The 17,776-nt window shown below is 67.5% G+C and carries 16 protein-coding genes; 10 read left to right on the plus strand and 6 right to left on the minus strand.

Annotation, left to right across the window (positions count from 1 at the left end; genetic code table 11):
• Positions 1-106: 106 nt before the first annotated feature.
• The 6 genes from AC1PZ7_RS19515 to coxB form a co-directional block, all read right to left on the minus strand.
• Positions 107-943 (minus strand): cytochrome c oxidase subunit 3, encoded by an 837-nt coding sequence (locus AC1PZ7_RS19515; protein ID WP_482356841.1) that lies wholly within the window; start codon positions 941-943, stop codon positions 107-109.
• Positions 944-1,015: 72 nt separating this feature from the next.
• Positions 1,016-1,651, minus strand: a complete 636-nt coding sequence (locus AC1PZ7_RS19520) for a cytochrome c oxidase assembly protein (RefSeq protein WP_482356842.1) — start codon at positions 1,649-1,651, stop codon at positions 1,016-1,018.
• Between the two features lie 7 nt (positions 1,652-1,658).
• Positions 1,659-1,844: a hypothetical protein gene (locus tag AC1PZ7_RS19525; RefSeq protein WP_482356843.1), complete on the minus strand. Its 186-nt coding sequence runs from the start codon at positions 1,842-1,844 to the stop codon at positions 1,659-1,661.
• Between the two features lie 22 nt (positions 1,845-1,866).
• On the minus strand, positions 1,867-2,820 hold the full coding sequence (locus tag AC1PZ7_RS19530; RefSeq protein WP_482356844.1) for a heme o synthase: 954 nt from the start codon (positions 2,818-2,820) through the stop codon (positions 1,867-1,869).
• A gap of 171 nt (positions 2,821-2,991) precedes the next feature.
• Entirely contained in the window at positions 2,992-4,584 is a 1,593-nt protein-coding gene (gene ctaD, locus AC1PZ7_RS19535) for a cytochrome c oxidase subunit I (protein ID WP_482356845.1), read from the minus strand.
• 64 nt (positions 4,585-4,648) lie between these two features.
• Complete coding sequence (coxB, locus tag AC1PZ7_RS19540) at positions 4,649-5,518, minus strand: cytochrome c oxidase subunit II (protein WP_482359685.1); 870 nt, start codon at positions 5,516-5,518, stop codon at positions 4,649-4,651.
• A 326-nt stretch (positions 5,519-5,844) separates the two neighbouring features.
• Here coxB and AC1PZ7_RS19545 point away from each other — a divergent pair, with 326 nt between their 5' ends.
• The 10 genes from AC1PZ7_RS19545 (at position 5,845) to gyrB (ending at position 17,564) form a co-directional block, all read left to right on the plus strand.
• Entirely contained in the window at positions 5,845-6,360 is a 516-nt protein-coding gene (locus AC1PZ7_RS19545; RefSeq protein ID WP_482356846.1) for an invasion associated locus B family protein, read from the plus strand.
• 10 nt (positions 6,361-6,370) lie between these two features.
• Positions 6,371-7,006 (plus strand): HAD-IA family hydrolase, encoded by a 636-nt coding sequence (locus AC1PZ7_RS19550; RefSeq protein ID WP_482356847.1) that lies wholly within the window; start codon positions 6,371-6,373, stop codon positions 7,004-7,006.
• A gap of 58 nt (positions 7,007-7,064) precedes the next feature.
• Complete coding sequence (gene mutM, locus AC1PZ7_RS19555) at positions 7,065-7,964, plus strand: bifunctional DNA-formamidopyrimidine glycosylase/DNA-(apurinic or apyrimidinic site) lyase (protein ID WP_482356848.1); 900 nt, start codon at positions 7,065-7,067, stop codon at positions 7,962-7,964.
• Between the two features lie 45 nt (positions 7,965-8,009).
• On the plus strand, positions 8,010-8,783 hold the full coding sequence (locus tag AC1PZ7_RS19560; protein WP_482356849.1) for an enoyl-CoA hydratase: 774 nt from the start codon (positions 8,010-8,012) through the stop codon (positions 8,781-8,783).
• A 172-nt stretch (positions 8,784-8,955) separates the two neighbouring features.
• Positions 8,956-9,222 (plus strand): 30S ribosomal protein S20, encoded by a 267-nt coding sequence (gene rpsT / locus AC1PZ7_RS19565; RefSeq protein WP_482356850.1) that lies wholly within the window; start codon positions 8,956-8,958, stop codon positions 9,220-9,222.
• Positions 9,223-10,421: 1,199 nt separating this feature from the next.
• Positions 10,422-11,837 carry a chromosomal replication initiator protein DnaA gene (dnaA, locus tag AC1PZ7_RS19570; protein WP_482359686.1) on the plus strand — a complete coding sequence of 472 codons (1,416 nt, stop codon included), beginning with the start codon at positions 10,422-10,424 and terminating at the stop codon, positions 11,835-11,837.
• Between the two features lie 238 nt (positions 11,838-12,075).
• The gene (dnaN, locus tag AC1PZ7_RS19575; RefSeq protein WP_482356851.1) at positions 12,076-13,191 is read left to right on the plus strand and encodes a DNA polymerase III subunit beta; all 1,116 of its coding nucleotides are present in this window, start codon (positions 12,076-12,078) and stop codon (positions 13,189-13,191) included.
• A gap of 11 nt (positions 13,192-13,202) precedes the next feature.
• A complete protein-coding gene (gene recF, locus AC1PZ7_RS19580) occupies positions 13,203-14,366 on the plus strand; it encodes a DNA replication/repair protein RecF (RefSeq protein WP_482359687.1) in 1,164 nt (387 codons plus the stop codon).
• Between the two features lie 88 nt (positions 14,367-14,454).
• Complete coding sequence (locus AC1PZ7_RS19585; RefSeq protein WP_482356852.1) at positions 14,455-15,069, plus strand: LysE family translocator; 615 nt, start codon at positions 14,455-14,457, stop codon at positions 15,067-15,069.
• Positions 15,070-15,125: 56 nt separating this feature from the next.
• Complete coding sequence (gyrB, locus tag AC1PZ7_RS19590; protein WP_482356853.1) at positions 15,126-17,564, plus strand: DNA topoisomerase (ATP-hydrolyzing) subunit B; 2,439 nt, start codon at positions 15,126-15,128, stop codon at positions 17,562-17,564.
• The last annotated feature ends 212 nt before the right edge of the window (positions 17,565-17,776 follow it).

Genomic DNA, 17,776 nt, shown 5'->3' on the forward strand with positions numbered 1-17,776 from the left:
TGGCGGCTTCTACTCCCATTCGGTCGCGGCGGAAAATCCGCAATACGCCCGATGAACGAAAAAGGGGCGGCCGGAAGCCGCCCCTTCATTCGATACCGGGGTGTTCTCAGTGCGGAGCGCCCGAGCTGCCCCACACATAGATGAAGGTGAAGAGGAACAGCCAGACCACGTCCACGAAGTGCCAGTACCAGGCCGCCGCCTCGAAACCGAAATGATGCGTCGGCGAGAAGTGGCCGGCATAGAGCCGCCCGAGGCACACGGCGAGGAAGATGGTGCCGACGATCACGTGGAAGCCGTGGAAGCCGGTCGCCATGAAGAAGGTGGCGCCATAGATGTTGCCCGAGAAGGCGAACTCGGCGTGGCTGTACTCGAAACCCTGCAGCAGCGAGAACAGGAAGCCGAGGATGACGGTCAGCCACAGGCCCCATTTGGCGCTGTCGCGGTCGCCATGCACCAGCGCGTGGTGCGCCCAGGTCAGCGTCGTGCCCGAAGTGAGCAGGATCAGCGTGTTCAGCAGCGGCAGGTGCCACGGATTGAACGTCTCGATGCCGTTCGGCGGCCAATGCCCGCCGGTGAACTCGGCGCGAGTGAAGTTGATTTCCTCGCCGGCAAAAAGCGCGGCGTCGAAGAACGCCCAGAACCACGCGACGAAGAACATCACCTCGGAGGCGATGAACAGGATCATGCCGTAGCGCAGATGCAACTGCACCACCGGCGTGTGCGCGTGCTCGTGCTGGGCCTCGCGGATGATGTCCCGCCACCACACGATCATCGTGTAGACGACACCGATGAAGCCGACGCCCATGACCAGCGAGGTGAGCTGGCCATGCATCCAGAACACCGCTCCGACCGCGAGGACGAAGGCGAATACCGAAATGACGAACGGCCACGGGCTCGGTTCAACGAGGTGGTAGTCGTGCTGCTTGGCGTGGGCCTCGGCCATGGGTCGCGCTCTCCGTTCCGTCTACTTCTCTAGCGGGCCGTCGATGCGGCCGCAATGTGGCGTTCTGCCCGGTTACAGGGGTGCCTTCCCGTCCCTCGCCTTGCCGGCGGCGAGCGGCGTCGGCTTGGGGAAGAAGGTGTAGGAAAGGGTAATGGTCTTGACGCCGACCATCTCCGGATCCTCGGCGAAAGCCGGGTCGACGAAGAAGACGACCGGCATGTCGAGGGTCTCGCCCGGCTTCAGCGTCTGGTCGGTGAAGCAGAAGCACTGCATCTTCGCGAAATGGTAGCCGGACTGGGCGGGCGTGACATTGTAGGTCGCCGCCGCAGTGACGGACTCGCTGCTGCGATTATGCGCGCGGTAGTAGGCCAGCTTGGTCTCGCCGACGCGCACCGTGACGGAGCGCGCCTCCGGCTCGAAGCTCCAGTCGAGGCCCGGCGCGACATTGGCGTCGAAGCGGATCTCGACGGTGCGCTCCAGCGCCTTCGCCGGCGCTGCCAAGGCCACCTTGGTGGCGCCGCCGAAGCCCGTGACCTGACAGAACATCTGATAGAGCGGAACCGCCGCATAGGCGGCGCCGACCATGGTGACGACGAACGCCGCGCAGCTCAGGGCGACCACGCGGTGGCTTCGCGCCCGCGGCGGCGTGCCTCGGGGAGCCCGCGTCTCGGCGGGAGCCTCGGTCAGCTTCTCGCGTTCACTCGCCATCGCAACCTCACAGTGGCCGGATGAGCACGGCGGGGCCGAGCTTCACAATGGTGACGACATAGAACAGCACGCACAGCGCCGCGAGCACCAGCGCGATGGCGACGGAGCGCGCGCGCCGGCGGCGCTTCTGCTCTTCGGTGAGCACCACGCCCTCGATTTCCGGCGGCTTCGGCACCTTGTTGTCGTCGCTCATCTGCACCCTCGCCAGCATGCGCTCACAGCCCGAACCAGGCCGGCGCGACCGCCTCCACGAGGAGGACCGCGAAGAGCAGAAAAAGATAAAGGATCGAGAAGCCGAACAGGCGCCGCGCCGCGAGTTCCGCGGGCGCGCCCTCGCGGCGGCGATAGACCTGGACGGCAAGCAGCAGCATGAGCGCGCCCGCCACGCCCGACACGACGCCATAGGCCAGCCCGGCCATGCCCAAGAAGAAGGGCGACATGGCCAGCGGCACGAGGAGCAGCGTGTAGAGCAGGATCTGGCGGCGCGTCTCCGCCTGGCCGGCGACGACGGGGAGCATCGGCACGCCAGCGCGCTCGTAATCACCGGACTTGTAGAGCGCCAGCGCCCAGAAATGCGGCGGCGTCCAGAAGAAGATGATGAGGAAGAGCAGCACGCTCTCCAGGCCGATGCCGCCGGACGCCGCCGCCCAGCCCACCATGGGCGGGAAGGCGCCGGCGGCGCCGCCAATGACGATGTTCTGCGGCGTCGAACGCTTCAGCCACATCGTGTAGACGACGGCGTAGAAGAAGATGGTGAAGGCCAGCAGCGCGGCGGAAAGCTCGTTGACCAGAAGGCCGAGCACCAGCACCGAGCCGATCGACAGGGTGATGCCGAAGGCCAGCGCCTCGCCGGGGGTGACGTGGCCGGCCGGGATCGGGCGACGGCGCGTGCGGCTCATCACCGCGTCGATGTCGGCGTCCCACCACATGTTGAGCGCGCCCGAGGCGCCCGCGCCGATGGCGATGCACAGCAGCGCGGTGAAGGCGATGACCGGATGCACCTCGGCGGGAGCGCGCACGATGCCGACCAGCGCGGTGAAGATCACCAGCGACATGACGCGCGGCTTGAGCAGCGCGACATAGTCCGAGACCGAGGCATAGGACGGCATGTCGAGCGCGCGCGGCTCGGTCCGGCTCAGCTCGTATTCGCGCGAGGCGACGTCGCTCATGAATTCACTCCGGCATCGCCGCGCGGCGATGCGTCCCCTGCCGGCGGAGGTCGTCTCGACGACCGGCCCGGCCGATGCTCCGGGCGGCGGCCGGCAACCGGCCTCCTGCCCCCTTTACGAAACCGGCGCGATCGAAATCGCGCCGGGCCTTTTCCTGGATCGTCCGGCCGATCACTTGATCTTGGGCAGGACGTCGAAATGGTGGAAGGGCGGCGGGGAGCTCAGCGTCCACTCCAGCGTGGTCGCCCCCTCGCCCCACGGATTGGCGCCGGCCGGAACCTTGGCCGCGAACATGCGCCAGATGCCGAACAGGAACACCAGCACCGCGAAGCCCGAGATGTAGGAGCCGATCGAGGAGACGAAGTTCCACCCGGCGAAGGCGTCCGGATAGTCCGCATAGCGGCGCGGCATGCCGGCGAGGCCGAGGAAGTGCTGCGGGAAGAACACGAGGTTCACGCCGATGAAGGTCAGCCAGAAGTGAACCTTGCCGATCGTCTCGCTGTACATGTAGCCGAACATCTTCGGCGCCCAGTAGTACCAGCCGGCGAAGATGGCGAACACGGCGCCGAGCGACAGCACGTAGTGGAAGTGGGCCACCACGTAATAGGTGTCGTGCAGCGAGCGGTCGATGCCGGCGTTCGAGAGGACGACGCCGGTGACGCCGCCGACCGTGAACAGGAAGATGAAGCCGATCGCCCAGAGCATCGGCACGCGCATGGAGATCGAACCGCCCCACATCGTGGCGATCCAGGAGAAGATCTTCACGCCCGTCGGCACCGCGATGATCATCGTCGCGGCGACGAAATAGGCCTGCGTCGAGGAGGACAGGCCGACCGTGTACATGTGGTGCGCCCACACGACGAAGCCGACGACGCCGATCGCGACCATGGCGTAGGCCATACCGAGATAGCCGAAGATGGGCTTCTTGGAGAAGGTCGACACGATGTGCGAGACGATGCCGAAGCCCGGCAGGATCAGGATGTACACTTCGGGGTGACCGAAGAACCAGAACAGGTGCTGGAACAGGATCGGATCGCCGCCGCCGGCCGGATCGAAGAAGGTGGTACCGAAATTGCGATCCGTCAGCAGCATGGTGATGGCGCCCGCGAGCACCGGCAGCGACAGCAGCAGCAGGAAGGCGGTGACCAGCTGCGACCAGGCGAAGAGCGGCATCTTGTGCAGCGTCATGCCCGGGGCGCGCATGTTCAGGATCGTCGTGATCAGGTTGATCGCGCCGAGGATCGAGGATGCGCCGGCCAGATGCAGCGACAGGATCAGCAGATCCATCGCGGGGCCGGGATGGCCGAGCTTGGAGGACAGCGGGGGATAGATCGTCCAGCCGCCGCCGAAGCCGTTGGAGCCGGCCGCGCCTTCAACGAACAGCGACAGGATCGCCAGCGCGAAGGACGGCGGCAGCAGCCAGAAGGCGACGTTGTTGATGCGCGGGAAGGCGGTGTCCGGCGCACCGATCATCAGCGGGATGAAGTAGTTGCCGTAGCCGCCGATCATCGCCGGCATCACCATGAAGAAGATCATGATGAGGCCGTGGCCGGTGGTGAACACGTTGAAGGTCTGCGGATCCGAGAAGATCTGCATCCCCGGCTCCTGCAGCTCCATGCGGATGCCGATCGAGAGGATGCCGCCCACGATCCCCGCGACGATCGCGAAGATCAGGTACATCACGCCGATGTCCTTGTTGTTGGTCGAGTAGACCCAGCGCTTCCAACCCGTCGGATCGCCCGCGTGACCGGCTGCGTTTGCCATAGAACCGTCCCTCATTCGCGCCCTTACAGACGCTTCGAAATCTCGATACGCCGAACCGGCACTCTCAGCGCGCCGCGACGCCCGTCGACTCGCTCTGCGCGACACGCGCCGGCGCATCCGCCGCCGCGAATTCCTGCTTCGCCTTCTCGACCCAGGCGGCGAACTCGCCCTCGCTCACCACCCGGATAGCGATCGGCATGAAGGCGTGGTCCTTTCCGCAGAGCTCGGAGCACTGCCCGTAATAGACGCCCTCCTTGGTCGCCTGGAACCAGCTCTCGTTCAGGCGGCCCGGCAGGGCGTCGATCTTCACGCCGAAGGACGGCAGGGCGAAGGAATGGATGACGTCGGCCGCCGTGACCTGGACGCGCACGACCTTGTTGACCGGCACCACGACCTCGTTGTCGACGGCGAGCAGGCGCGGCTGGCCGGGCTGCAGGTCGGCGGTGGCCACCATCAGGCTGTCGAAGCTGAAGGCACCGTTGTCGGGGTATTCGTAGGACCAGTACCACTGGTGGCCCGTCACCTTCACGGTGATGTCCGCCTTCGGCAGGTCGAGCTGCAGGAACAGCAGCCGGAAGGACGGGATCGCGATCGCCACCAGGATCAGCACCGGGACGACGGTCCACAGCACCTCGATCAGCGTGTTGTGCGTGGTCCGCGAAGGCACCGGATTGGCCTTCTCGTTGAACCGCACCATCACCACGACCAGCAGCACGAGCACCAGCAGGACGACGGCGATGATGATCGCCAGCAGGAAGAAGTGGAAGGAGTGAATGCTCTCCATCACCGGAGAGGCAGCCCCCTGCAGATTGATCTGCCACGGCGACGGCTGCCCGGTACCCGCGAGCGCGGCCCCCGTACCAGCCAGCGCCAGCATGACCCCCCCGGCAAGGCCGGCGGCCGTGCGCACAGCGTTGCGGATCCAGGAATTCATCGCGAACGTCACTCCCATCAGCTCCCCCGTGACCCGGACATGGCGATGGCGATCGCGTGTCGGGCCAGTGGCATTTGATCTTCATCAAACACAAAAAGAACCCCTGAGCAACGCGCCACCCGGTCGCTCCTCCTGCGACATGACGTCGGGTGCCTGGAACCGTTCTATCTCCAGGGAGTGCTACATTGCCGCATTCTTGACATCGCTCTGAGGCGTTCTACCGCCCCTGCCTGACGGGCCCGTTCGGGATAACGGCACGATTCGCCTTGTCCCCGGCCGGCGATTCTTTAGAAGACATAGCGGACGACACTTTTCGGGAGACAGCCATGCCCGGCTTCACGGCACTCCGTTCAGCCTTTTTCGCGGTGATCGCCGTCGCAGCCCTTGTTGCCAGCATCGACGGAGCGGCGGCGCAGGGCGTCGTGCGCTCGGTTCATGGCGAATGGCAGATCCGCTGCGACACCCCTCCCGGCGCCCAGTCCGAGCAGTGCGTGCTGCTGCAGAGCGTGCAGGCGGACGACCGGCCCAATGTCGGCCTGACCGTGATCGTGCTGAAGACGGCCGACCAGAAGAGCCGGCTGCTTCGCGTGCTGGCGCCGCTCGGCGTGCTGCTGCCCTCCGGCCTCGGCCTGAAGATTGACAATGCCGATGTCGGTCGTGCCGGCTTCGTGCGCTGCGTGCCCAATGGCTGCGTCGCCGAGGTCGTGATGGACGACAAGCTGATCAGCCAGCTGCGCAGCGGGCAGAACGCCACCTTCATCGTCTTCCAGACGCCGGAGGAAGGCATCGGCATTCCGCTCAGCCTGAAGGGTTTCGGCGAAGGCTTCGACGCGCTCCCGTGAGGAGGCGCCCGTGACCGCCCCACCCCTCGGCATCGCCCCGCCCCGCCTTGTCATCTTCGACATGGACGACGTGCTCCTGCGCTATGATGTGGAGGCGCGTCGCGCCGCCATGGGCGCGCTTGCGGGGCTGTCCGCCGCCGATGTCGAGCGCCTCGTCTGGGCCAGCGGCATCGAGGATGCCTCCGACCTTGGCCGGCTGGCTCCCGATGCCTATCTCGCAGCCATCTCGCAGGCGCTGGGCGTGCCCTTCGGCCGGCCGGAATGGCTGCGCACCCGCGCGCTCGCCATGACCCTCGACAGGCAGGTGCTGGCCTTGGCGCGGGAGGCGGGCGAGCGTGTGCCGATCGCGCTGCTGACCAATAACGGGCACATCATGAAGGAGCACTTCGACGTGCTCGTGCCCGAACTGCGGGCGCTGTTCGGACCCGCCATGCACGTCGCCGCCGAGTTCGGCGACAAGAAACCCGCGCCGGCTATATATAAAGGTGTCGCGTCACTGTACGGCGTCGCGCCGACCGAGGCAGCGATGATCGACGACAAGCCCGCCAACATCGCCGGCGCCATCGCCGCCGGACTGCGGGGCCATCGCTTCCGCACCGCGCCCGAACTCGCGGACTTCCTGCGCGAGACCCATATACTGCCCTGACGCGCTTCACTCTCGTCACGCCTGTCCGTCTTGTCACTCCTGCGAGGTCCGCCCGGCCATGCCCGAGCTGCCTGAAGTCGAAACCGTTCGCCGGGGGCTTTCCCCCGTGATGGAGGGACGGACCATCCTCGCCGCCGTCGCGCGCCGGCCGGACCTGCGCTGGCCGCTGCCCGAGCGATTCGCCGACCGCCTGACCGGACGGCGCATCCTCAAGCTCGATCGCCGCGGGAAATACCTGCTGGCCGATGTCGGCCCGGACGGGAGCGGCGCGGACGAGGTGCTGGTCATGCATCTGGGCATGTCCGGCTCGTTCCGCATCGAGCCGGAGGCGGGCGTGCCGGAGACGCCGGGCGATTTCGTGATGGCTCGCTCGAAGGCCGCCGCGCACGACCATGTGGCGTTCCGCCTCGAGGGCGGCGTCGAGGTGGTCTACAACGATCCCCGCCGCTTCGGCGCCATGCTGCTGGTGCCCCGCGCCGGGATCGACGCCCATCCGCTGTTCCGCGACATGGGGCCGGAGCCGCTCGGCGCGGCGTTCGATGCCGAACGGCTTGCCCGCGCCCTCGCCGGACGGCGGACGCCGCTGAAGGCCGCCCTGCTCGACCAGAAGGTCGTCGCCGGGCTCGGCAACATCTATGTGTGCGAGGCGCTGCACCGCGCCGGCCTCTCGCCCGAGCGGCAGGCCGCCACCCTCGTGACCGCGTCGGGCCGGCCGAACGCCGCCGCGCGCCGCCTCGTCGAGACGATCCGGCTGGTGCTTCAGGAGGCGATCGCCGCCGGCGGCTCGACACTGCGCGACCATGCCCAGGTCGACGGCACGCTCGGCTATTTCCAGCACACCTTCCGCGCCTATGACCGCGAGGGCGATGCCTGCCTCGCGCCGGGCTGCCGGGGAACCATCGCCCGGCTTGTGCAGAGCGGGCGCTCCACCTTTTACTGTGCCGCCTGCCAGCGATAATTCTGCCCGCGACAATCTTGCCCCCCCGATAGGAGACGGCGCGCCATGGCGTACGACAACATCCTCGTCGAGACCAACGGACGCGTCGGCGTCATCACCCTCAACCGCCCGAAGGCGCTCAATGCGCTGAACGCGGCGCTGATCGCCGAACTCGGCACGGCGCTGGACGGCTTCGAGGCGGATGCCGACATAGGCTGCATCGTCCTCACCGGCTCGGATCGCGCCTTCGCCGCCGGCGCCGACATCAAGGAAATGCAGCCGCTGCTCTTCCCGGCAACCTATACCGACGACTTCATCACCAGTTGGGAAAGGCTGTCGCGCTGCCGCAAGCCGGTGGTCGCCGCGGTGGCGGGCTACGCGCTCGGCGGCGGATGCGAGATCGCCATGATGTGCGACATCATCCTGGCCGCCGACAATGCCCGCTTCGGCCAGCCCGAGATCCAGCTCGGCATCATGCCCGGCGCCGGTGGCTCGCAGCGCCTCACCCGCGCCATCGGCAAGGCCAAGGCAATGGAGATGTGCCTGACCGGACGCACCCTCACCGCCGAGGAGGCGGACCGCTACGGCCTCGTCTCGCGCGTCGTGCCCCTGGCGCAGCTCAAGGACGAGGCGATGAAGGTCGCCGGGACCATCGCCGACCTCTCCCTCCCCTCGGTGATGATGGCGAAGGAAAGCGTCAACCGCGCCTTCGAGACGACCCTCGCCGAAGGCATCCGATTCGAGCGCCGCCTGTTCCAGGCGCTGTTCGCCACCGCCGACCAGAAGGAAGGCATGGCAGCCTTCGCGGAGAAGCGCGGGGCCTCGTTCAGGAACAATTAACCAGTCGTCCCGGGCAAGCCGGCGCGCCTAGCATATTGACGCGACGGCGCCCCACGACTATAAGCCCGCCACTCGCGCGGGGCTCCTCCGGGTCTGCCCCGCTTTATCTTTTGCAACCAGATTCCGGCACGAGCGGCGTTCACCGTTCCTGCGACGACGAAGAGGACGGCCGATGGCCAATACGCCCTCCGCTAAGAAGGCGGCTCGCAAGATTGAGCGCCGCACGGAGATCAACAAGAACCGCCGCTCGCGGATGCGTACGTTCGTGCGCAAGCTTGAAGAGGCTCTCGCCACCGGCAATCGTGATGCCGCCGGCGTGGCCTTCAAGGTCGCCGAGCCGGAGATCATGCGCGCTGCCCAGAAGGGCGTGATCCACAAGAACACGGCCTCGCGCAAGGTCTCGCGTCTGGCCCAGCGTCTCGCCAAGCTCGGCGCCTGATCGCAAGCCAGAAGAATACAACCGACAGCTACGTAAAGCCCGGCCATCGTGCCGGGCTTTTCGCATTTCGCCAGCGCGCTGCCGGTCGGTGCGGCGCCGGCCGGCCGGAACGCAGCAGACCCATCCGACAGCCAGTTGCAAAACTGTCACATATGCTGAACGAGGCCAGACGCCGCGGCCAAACACGGCTCTCGGCCCTTGACTCACCCTCCCCTCGCGAAGCAGCCCTCCCGGCCCGTTTTACAGCAGGCGACAGAGATCGGCCGCGCAGAAATAACGTATATGTTTCATTGGGATACCCCCCACCCTCGACACTCCCTTTCGAATCGGTGCGCCCCATGCCCGGCAGGGGGTGGGGTGGGGAAAAATAGCTGAGGAAAGACCCATCATTTCCCACCACAGAATCTTGCAAGCGACTCAGAGATTTGCCGACTGATGGCTCTTTTTTGGGCGGCCGAATCAGCCTCCGGAGCACCCCAAAGCCCCCCTCTGGCGTGCCTATGGCGTTGCGTGGCGGGGGTCCCCTGTGTATGTTGTGTTCATCCGGTTCCGCCGGACACCTCAGCGAAAAGTTGAGTTTTAGAACTACTCATTTCAACATGAGGGGGGCACTGTGTGTTGTATTGATTTCCCCACCTCGCTGAATTTGTGCCGTTTCTCGTGAAATGACACGGCTCTTTTGAGAAGCTCTTGTCTGCGTGATCCCTGGCGTTGTGAATTTCTAGTTTCATCAAAAAAACGAAGACTACTTAGGGCGGCAATGATCTTGCCGCAAAGGGGCTGCTATGACGACGCGAACGAGCGCACGAGAGGGTGCGCGCCCAGATTGCATGATCGCTTTGGCGGTTGCTGTGCGGATCTGCGACGACCAGAATCTGGACCCTCAGTTGCGATGCGTTCCCTCCGAGCCCCCGGCCATCGCGGGCCCTCCCGGTTGAGGCCATGACGTCGGTCGTCTAGTGACATCGCCGAGCGATTGACAGACGACCCGCGCTGAACCGACAGCCACTCCATTCGCATCGAAGGGTATCCGACCCGGATGTTCGCACCAGCGGACATTGCCGAGGGGATGCTTCCTTCGTGTGTCCCAACAACCGCATAAGAAGCGCGGAGCGAACATGTTCAAATCAGATGGCCTCGAATCCTCCAGTCAGGGTCAGTTTTCCGGTGCGGCAGCCCGGGCCGGAGCGCGCGCGGGTTTGGACGTCGAGGCGCGTGAAGCGTGGGATCGGGTCCGCCGACGACTGCGCGCCGAGATCGGCGAGGAAGTCTATTCGAGCTGGTTTCCCCGCCTCGAACTCGACGGCATCGACAGTGGCCTGGTGCGCCTGTCGGTCCCGACGCGCTTCCTGAAGACCTGGATTCAGCAGCATTACGTCGAGCGGCTGGCCGCGCTATGGCAGGAAGAGGGCTCGACGGACCGTGTCGAATTGATCGTCCGCACGGCGGTGATGCGTGCACCGGGCGCGGTGACGACGCCGGTCCGCACCGTCGTATCGGCCGTGACGCGTGCGCCCGCCACGGAATCCGCCGCCTCGGTCGCGGCGACCGCCACCTCCGCGGAAGTGTCGAACGGCTCGCCGCTCGACGCGCGCCTGACCTTCGCGACCTATCGCCTCGGCGATTCCAACCGCCTCGCCCATGCGGCGGCGCGCAAGGTCGCCGACGCTCCCGCCGGCAGTGGCCCGGTGTTCAATCCGCTTTATCTCCATGCCGCGGTCGGCCTCGGCAAGACGCATCTTCTGCAGGCCATCGCCGCCGCCGGCACCGACAATGGCCGCCGCGTCGTCTATCTCACTGCCGAGCGCTTCATGTACGGCTTCGTCGCCGCGCTGAAGAGCCAGTCGGCCCTCGCCTTCAAGGACCAGCTGCGCGGCATCGACACGCTGATCATCGACGACCTGCAGTTCCTGCAGGGCAAGAGCGTCCAGCAGGAGTTCTGCCACACGCTCAATGCGCTGATGGATTCCGGCCGCCAGGTGGTGATCGCCGCCGACCGTCCGCCGACCGAGCTCGACGCGCTGGAAGAGCGCGTGCGCTCGCGCCTCGCCGGCGGCCTCGTGGTCGAGATCGCGCCGCTCGACGAGGAACTGAAGCTTGAAATCCTCGCGGCCCGCGTCGCCATGCTCGCCCAGCAGCATCCCGGCTTCAGCGTCCCGCCGGACGTGCTGAACTTCATCGCCCGCAATTGCGGACAGAACGGCCGCGACCTCGACGGCGCGCTGAACCGGCTGCTGGCGCACAACCAGCTCACCTCCCGCGCCATCACGCTGGAAATGGCCGAGACCGCCGTACGCGACCTCGTGCGCTCCACCGAACCCAAGCGGGTGCGCGTCGACGACATCCTGCGCATCGTCGCCAAGCACTACAATGTGAGCCGTGCCGATATCCTCTCGCAGCGCCGCACCGCCAATGTGGTGAAGCCGCGCCAGATCGCGATGTATCTCGCCAAGACGCTCACCCTGCGCTCGCTGCCCGAGATCGGCCGGCGCTTCGGTGGTCGCGACCACACCACCGTGCTGCACGCGGTGCGCAAGATCGACGGCCTTGTCGGCACCGACCGCGTGCTGGCCGAAGAGGTCGAGACGCTCAAGCGTCTGGTCAACGACGAATAGCGCCGGGCCGGGGGAAGGCGCCGCGCGGCGGCGTTTTCCCCGTGATTACCGTAGATTTCCCCACTAATTCGGCGCATCCGACGGGTGCGCCGCTTGCGTTGGCGCGCCACCGACGGCAATGTCGACGCCCCCGGCGGCGCGCCCGCGCCGTCCGCCCGGGGCGCGTTGCCGGGCGACGCCCGTGTCGGCGGCGCTCCGTGCGCGTTCCTCTTCTCCTAAAGCCACGGGTGTCGCGGCCATGAAGGTCACCGTCGAGCGGGCCGAGTTGCTCAAGTCTCTGGCCCACGTCCATCGTGTCGTCGAGCGGCGCAACACCATTCCGATCCTCGCCAACGTCTTGATGCGCAGCGATCCGCGCGGGCTGGCGCTGCGCGCCACCGACCTCGACATCGAGATCGTCGAGACGATCCCCGCCGAAGTGCAGCAGGAGGGCGCCACGACGGTGCCGGCGCACACGATCTACGAGATCGTGCGCAAGCTGCCCGAAGGTGCGCAGGTGCAGATAGAGACCTCCGGCGACCGCGGCACGCTGACCGTGCGCGCCGGCCGCTCGCGCTTCGCGCTGCAGACCCTGCCCGAGACCGAGTTCCCCGACCTCGCCGCCGGCGAGATGACGCACAGCTTCACCCTGCCGGCCGGCGAGCTGAAGCGGCTTGTCGACAAGACCCAATTCGCCATCTCGACCGAAGAGACCCGCTACTATCTCAACGGCATCTATCTGCACGTCGCCGACGCCGGCGGCCCGGTGCTGCGCGCGGTCGCGACCGACGGCCACCGCCTCGCCCAGGCGCAGACGGCAGCCCCGGCGGGCGCCACCGGCATGCCCGGCGTCATCGTGCCGCGCAAGGCGGTCGCCGAGATCCAGCGCCTCGCCGAGAATGCCGACGCCGAGGTGACGGTGGAACTCTCCACCGCCAAGATCCGCGTCTCGCTCGACCGCGTGGTGCTGACCTCCAAGCTGATCGACGGCACCTTCCCGGACTATGGCCGCGTCATCCCGCTCGGCAACGACAAGACGCTGATCGTCGACAAGGCGGACTTCGCCTCGGCGGTCGACCGCGTCTCGACGGTGGCGAGCGAGCGCGGCCGGGCGGTGAAGCTCTCCATCGCCGATGGCAAGCTGACCCTTTCCGTCACCAACCCGGATTCGGGCAGCGCGACCGAGGAGATCGAGGTCGAATACGCCGCCGAGCCTATCGATATCGGCTTCAACAGCCGCTACCTGCTCGACATCACCTCGCAGATCGAAGGCGGCACGGCCGAGCTGAAGCTTGCCGATCCCGGCTCACCCACGCTGGTGCAGGATCCGGACAAGCGCGGCGCGCTCTATGTGCTGATGCCGATGCGCGTGTGAACCCACGCACGATTTCCGTAGGGCGCATCGCCCGCCTGCGGCTGACGGAATTCCGCAGCTACCACGCTGCCGACGTGAAGGCCGGCGACGGCCCGGTGGTGCTGGTCGGACCTAACGGCGCCGGCAAGACCAATCTGCTCGAGGCCATCTCGCTGCTGGCGCCGGGGCGCGGGCTCAGGCGCGCCAGCCTCGACCAGTTCGCCGCGCGCGCCCCCGACGGTACGCAGGCGGGAGGCTGGGCGGTGTCGGCCGTGGTCGATGGCGCCTATGGCGAGGTCACGCTGGGCACCGGCGTCGAGGCGGAAGGCGAGGCGCGCTCGCGCCGCTGCCGCATCGACGGCGAGCCGGTCGGCTCGGCCGCCGCCTTCGCCGACCATGTGCGCGTGGTGTGGCTGACGCCGGAAATGGACGGGCTGTTCACCGGCCCGCCCGCGGAGCGTCGGCGTTTTCTCGACCGGCTGGTGCTGGCGGTCGACGCCGAGCACGGCGCGCGCGTCAACGCGCTGGAGCGGGCGCTGCGCGCGCGCAACCGCCTGCTGGAGGAGACCTCCACCGATCCGCGCTATCTCGACGCTGTCGAGCAGGAACTCGCCGCCCTCGCCGTGGCGGTCGCCGCAGCAAGGATGGAGACCGTGCGCCGCCTCGCCGCCGGCATCGCCCAGGGGCGCGACCATGGCCGCGACGACACCTCGCCCTTCCCTTGGGCGACGGTGGCGCTGGAGGGCGAGGTCGAACGCGCCCTGGCACGCGAACCGGCGACCACTGTCGAGGACCAGTACCGGCTCGCCCTACGGGCAGGCCGGCCGCGTGACCGAGCGGCAGGGCGCACGCTGGAGGGACCGCACCTGACCGATCTCCTCGTCGGCCACGGCCCCAAGGCGATTCCCGCCGCGCAGGGCTCCACCGGCGAGCAGAAGGCGCTGCTGATCGGCCTTGCGCTGGCCCATGCCCGGCTGGTGGGCGAAATGGCCGGCATGGCACCGGTGATGCTGCTCGATGACGTCGTCGCCTACCTTGATCCCGACCGCCGCGCGGCGCTGTTCGCGGCGCTCGATGCACTCGGCGGGCAGGTGTGGATGACCGGCGCCGACCCTTCCGCCTTCGCCGCCCTCGGGGGGAAGGCGGAGCGGTTCGCCGTGACCCCCGGCCACATATCGCAGCTGCCCGCGCCCTGAGCGTCCGGGCACGCCTTGAAAGCCGACCTCGAAAGCATTAGCTAGGCATCTCGCGCGCGCGGCGCGCTTGCGCGCACGTGAGGGCACCATGGCCATCATCGATCTCATCGTCTTCGCCGCCGCCCTGGCCCTGGCTGCCGCCTCGCCCGGGCCGAGCGTGATCGCGCTCGTCGCGCGCACGCTGGTGCGTGGCCGGCAGGGCGCCGGCCCGCTGGTCGCCGGCATCGTGCTCGGCGACATGGTGTGGCTCGCCGCCGCCGCGCTCGGGCTGGCGGCGCTGGCTGCCGCGCTCGGCTCGCTGTTCTTTCTCGTGCGCCTCGCCGCGGCCGCTTATCTCATTCATCTCGCTTGGAAACTGTGGACGGCGCCTGCCCGTCCGGCGGAGGCCGCCGAGATCCGCGAGGCGGATTCGCGCACCGGCCTGTTCCTCACCGGCCTCGGCATGACGCTCGGCAATCCCAAGGCGATGGCCTTCTACCTCGCCCTGCTGCCGAGTATCGTCGACCTCAACCACCTGACCGTGCTCGGCTTTACCGAGCTGTGCGGGGTCATCTCGGTGGTACTCTCGCTGGTGTTCGGCGGCTATGTGATGCTCGCGCACCGCGCGCGGCACCTCGCCGCCAGCGCGCGCGGCGTGAAATTGATCAACCGCGCCTGCGGTACCGCCATGGCGGGAGCGGCCGTGCTTGTCGCCACGAAATAACCGCGCGACTGCGCTATAAATCTCTGTCAATTCAAACGATTCGAAGAGCTGCATCCATGGCCGAGCCCGACAACGCCCCCGCCCCCGCTTCCAACGGGGAGGATTATGGCGCGCAGTCGATTCAGGTGCTGCGCGGGCTCGACGCGGTGCGCAAGCGCCCGGGCATGTATATCGGCGACACCGACGACGGCTCGGGCCTGCACCACATGGTCTACGAGGTGGTCGACAATGCCATCGACGAGGCACTCGCCGGCTATGCCGACGAGGTGACGGTGACGCTCAACGCCGAAGGCTCGGTCACCGTGACCGACAATGGCCGCGGCATCCCGACCGACATCCACGACGAGGAGGGCGTGTCGGCGGCCGAGGTCATCATGACCCAGCTGCACGCCGGCGGTAAGTTCAACCAGAACTCCTACAAGGTCTCCGGCGGCCTGCACGGCGTGGGCGTCTCGGTGGTGAACGCGCTCTCCACCACGCTCGACCTGACCATCTGGCGCAACGGGCTGGAGCACCATATGCGCTTCCGCCACGGCGACGCCGAGGCGCCGCTGGCCGTGAAGGGTCCGGCGCCGGAAGGCCGGCGCGGCACGATGGTGACCTTCGTGCCGAGCCCGAACACCTTCACCCACATCGAATTCGACTACGCCACGCTGGAACACCGGCTGCGCGAGCTCGCCTTCCTCAATTCCGGCGTGCGCATAGTGCTGACCGACGCGCGCCACGCCGAGGTGAAGCGCGAGGAAATGATGTATGAGGGCGGCGTCGAGGCCTTCGTGCAGTATCTCGACCGCTCCAAGCAGGCGCTGCTGCCGAAGCCCATCGTGATCCGCGCCGAGCGCGACGGCATCATGGTGGAATGCGCGCTGTCGTGGAACGACAGCTACCATGAGAACGTGCTCTGCTTCACCAACAACATCCCGCAGCGCGATCGCGGCACGCATTTCACCGGCTTCGCCGCCGCGCTGACGCGCCAGATCATCGGCTATTCTGAGCGCTCGGGCATCGCCAAGAAGGAAAAGGTGGACCCGACCGGCGAGGATTGCCGCGAGGGCCTGACCGCCGTGCTCTCGGTGAAGGTGCCGGACCCGAAATTCTCCTCGCAGACCAAGGACAAGCTGGTCTCCTCCGAGGTGCGACCGGTGGTCGAAGCCCTGGTGAACGAGGCGCTCGGCTCCTGGCTGGAGGAGCATCCGGCGGAGAGCAAGTCGCTCGTCACCAAGGTGGTCGAGGCCGCCGCCGCCCGCGAGGCGGCGCGCAAGGCGCGCGAACTCACCCGCCGCAAGAACCCGCTCGACGTCGCCTCGCTGCCCGGCAAGCTCGCCGACTGCCAGGAGCGCGATCCCGCCAAGTCCGAGCTGTTCATCGTCGAGGGCGACTCGGCCGGCGGCTCGGCCAAGATGGGCCGCAACCGCGCCTTCCAGGCCATCCTGCCGCTGCGCGGCAAGATCCTGAACGTCGAGCGCGCCCGCTTCGACAAGATGCTCTCCTCCGAGCAGATCGGCACGCTGATCACCGCGCTCGGCACCGGCATCGGCCGCGACGACTTCAACGTCGACAAGCTGCGCTACCACAAGATCATCATCATGACGGACGCGGACGTGGACGGTTCCCACATCCGCACCCTGCTGCTGACCTTCTTCTTCCGGCAGATGCCAGAACTGCTGGACCGTGGTCACATCTACATCGCCCAGCCGCCGCTCTATAAGGTCACGCGCGGCAAGTCCGAGCAGTATCTGAAGGACGAACGCTCGCTCGAGGACTACCTGACCAATCAAGGCCTCGACGAGGCCTCGCTGCTGCTCGCCTCCGGCGAGGTGCGCGCCGGCGGCGACCTGCACCATGTGCTGGAGAGCGCCCGCTCGTTCCGCCATGTGATGAACGGCCTGCACCCGCGCTACAACCGCGCGGTGGTGGAGCAGGCGGCGATCGGTGGCGCCTTCACGCAGGGCCTCCTCATCGAAGAGGAACGCGCCGCGGAAGTCGCCACTCTGGTGGCGCGGCGCCTCGATATCGTCGCCGACGATACCGAACGCGGCTGGATGGGCGAGGCGGACGGCGCCGGCTTCCGCTTCACGCGCACGGTACGTGGCGTGAAGGAGGTCGCGGTGCTCGACGCCGCCTTCGTCGCCTCCGCCGAGGCGCGCCGTCTCGACGCCCTCGCCGCCGACCTGCAGGAGGTGCACGCCGCCCCCGCCACGATGCGCCGCAAGGCGCTGGAAACGGTGGTCTACGGCCCGATGGACCTGTTCGACGTCGTCACCGACGCCGGCCGCAAGGGCATCTCGCTGCAGCGCTACAAAGGCCTGGGCGAAATGAACGCCGAGCAGCTCTGGGAAACGACGCTCGACGTCAACGCCCGTTCGCTGCTGCAGGTGAAGGTGAAGGAAGTCGCCGACGCCGACGACCTGTTCAACCGCCTGATGGGCGACGTGGTCGAACCGCGCCGCGAGTTCATCCAGGACAACGCCCTGCGGGCGAGCGTGGACGTGTAAACGCCACGCTTCCCACACCTTCGCCACGCGACACGCCTGCCATACCTCGTCATCCCGGACGGCCGGAGGCCGATCCGGGATCGCGGCCAGAACGGAGAGCGATCCCCGCTCTCCGCTTCGCTGCGGCCGGGAAGACGCCTGCGGGTGCGCCCTCCTCCACCCCGCTGGCGCAGATGTGAGCGGCGGACGGGTCGCCCTGCCGCCGCGGCGCG

It is taken from the genome of Ancylobacter sp. TW_SC_1, from assembly GCF_056836805.1.

Coding starts and splice junctions, on each gene's coding strand:
- gyrB (WP_482356853.1), top strand. CDS start 15,126: ATGGCCGAGCCCGACAACGCCCCCGCCCCCGCTTCCAACGGGGAGGAT.
- AC1PZ7_RS19585 (WP_482356852.1), top strand. CDS start 14,455: ATGGCCATCATCGATCTCATCGTCTTCGCCGCCGCCCTGGCCCTGGCT.
- AC1PZ7_RS19520 (WP_482356842.1), bottom strand. CDS start 1,651: ATGGCGAGTGAACGCGAGAAGCTGACCGAGGCTCCCGCCGAGACGCGG.
- coxB (WP_482359685.1), bottom strand. CDS start 5,518: ATGAATTCCTGGATCCGCAACGCTGTGCGCACGGCCGCCGGCCTTGCC.
- dnaN (WP_482356851.1), top strand. CDS start 12,076: ATGAAGGTCACCGTCGAGCGGGCCGAGTTGCTCAAGTCTCTGGCCCAC.
- rpsT (WP_482356850.1), top strand. CDS start 8,956: ATGGCCAATACGCCCTCCGCTAAGAAGGCGGCTCGCAAGATTGAGCGC.
- AC1PZ7_RS19560 (WP_482356849.1), top strand. CDS start 8,010: ATGGCGTACGACAACATCCTCGTCGAGACCAACGGACGCGTCGGCGTC.
- ctaD (WP_482356845.1), bottom strand. CDS start 4,584: ATGGCAAACGCAGCCGGTCACGCGGGCGATCCGACGGGTTGGAAGCGC.
- AC1PZ7_RS19545 (WP_482356846.1), top strand. CDS start 5,845: ATGCCCGGCTTCACGGCACTCCGTTCAGCCTTTTTCGCGGTGATCGCC.
- AC1PZ7_RS19530 (WP_482356844.1), bottom strand. CDS start 2,820: ATGAGCGACGTCGCCTCGCGCGAATACGAGCTGAGCCGGACCGAGCCG.
- AC1PZ7_RS19515 (WP_482356841.1), bottom strand. CDS start 943: ATGGCCGAGGCCCACGCCAAGCAGCACGACTACCACCTCGTTGAACCG.
- mutM (WP_482356848.1), top strand. CDS start 7,065: ATGCCCGAGCTGCCTGAAGTCGAAACCGTTCGCCGGGGGCTTTCCCCC.
- AC1PZ7_RS19525 (WP_482356843.1), bottom strand. CDS start 1,844: ATGAGCGACGACAACAAGGTGCCGAAGCCGCCGGAAATCGAGGGCGTG.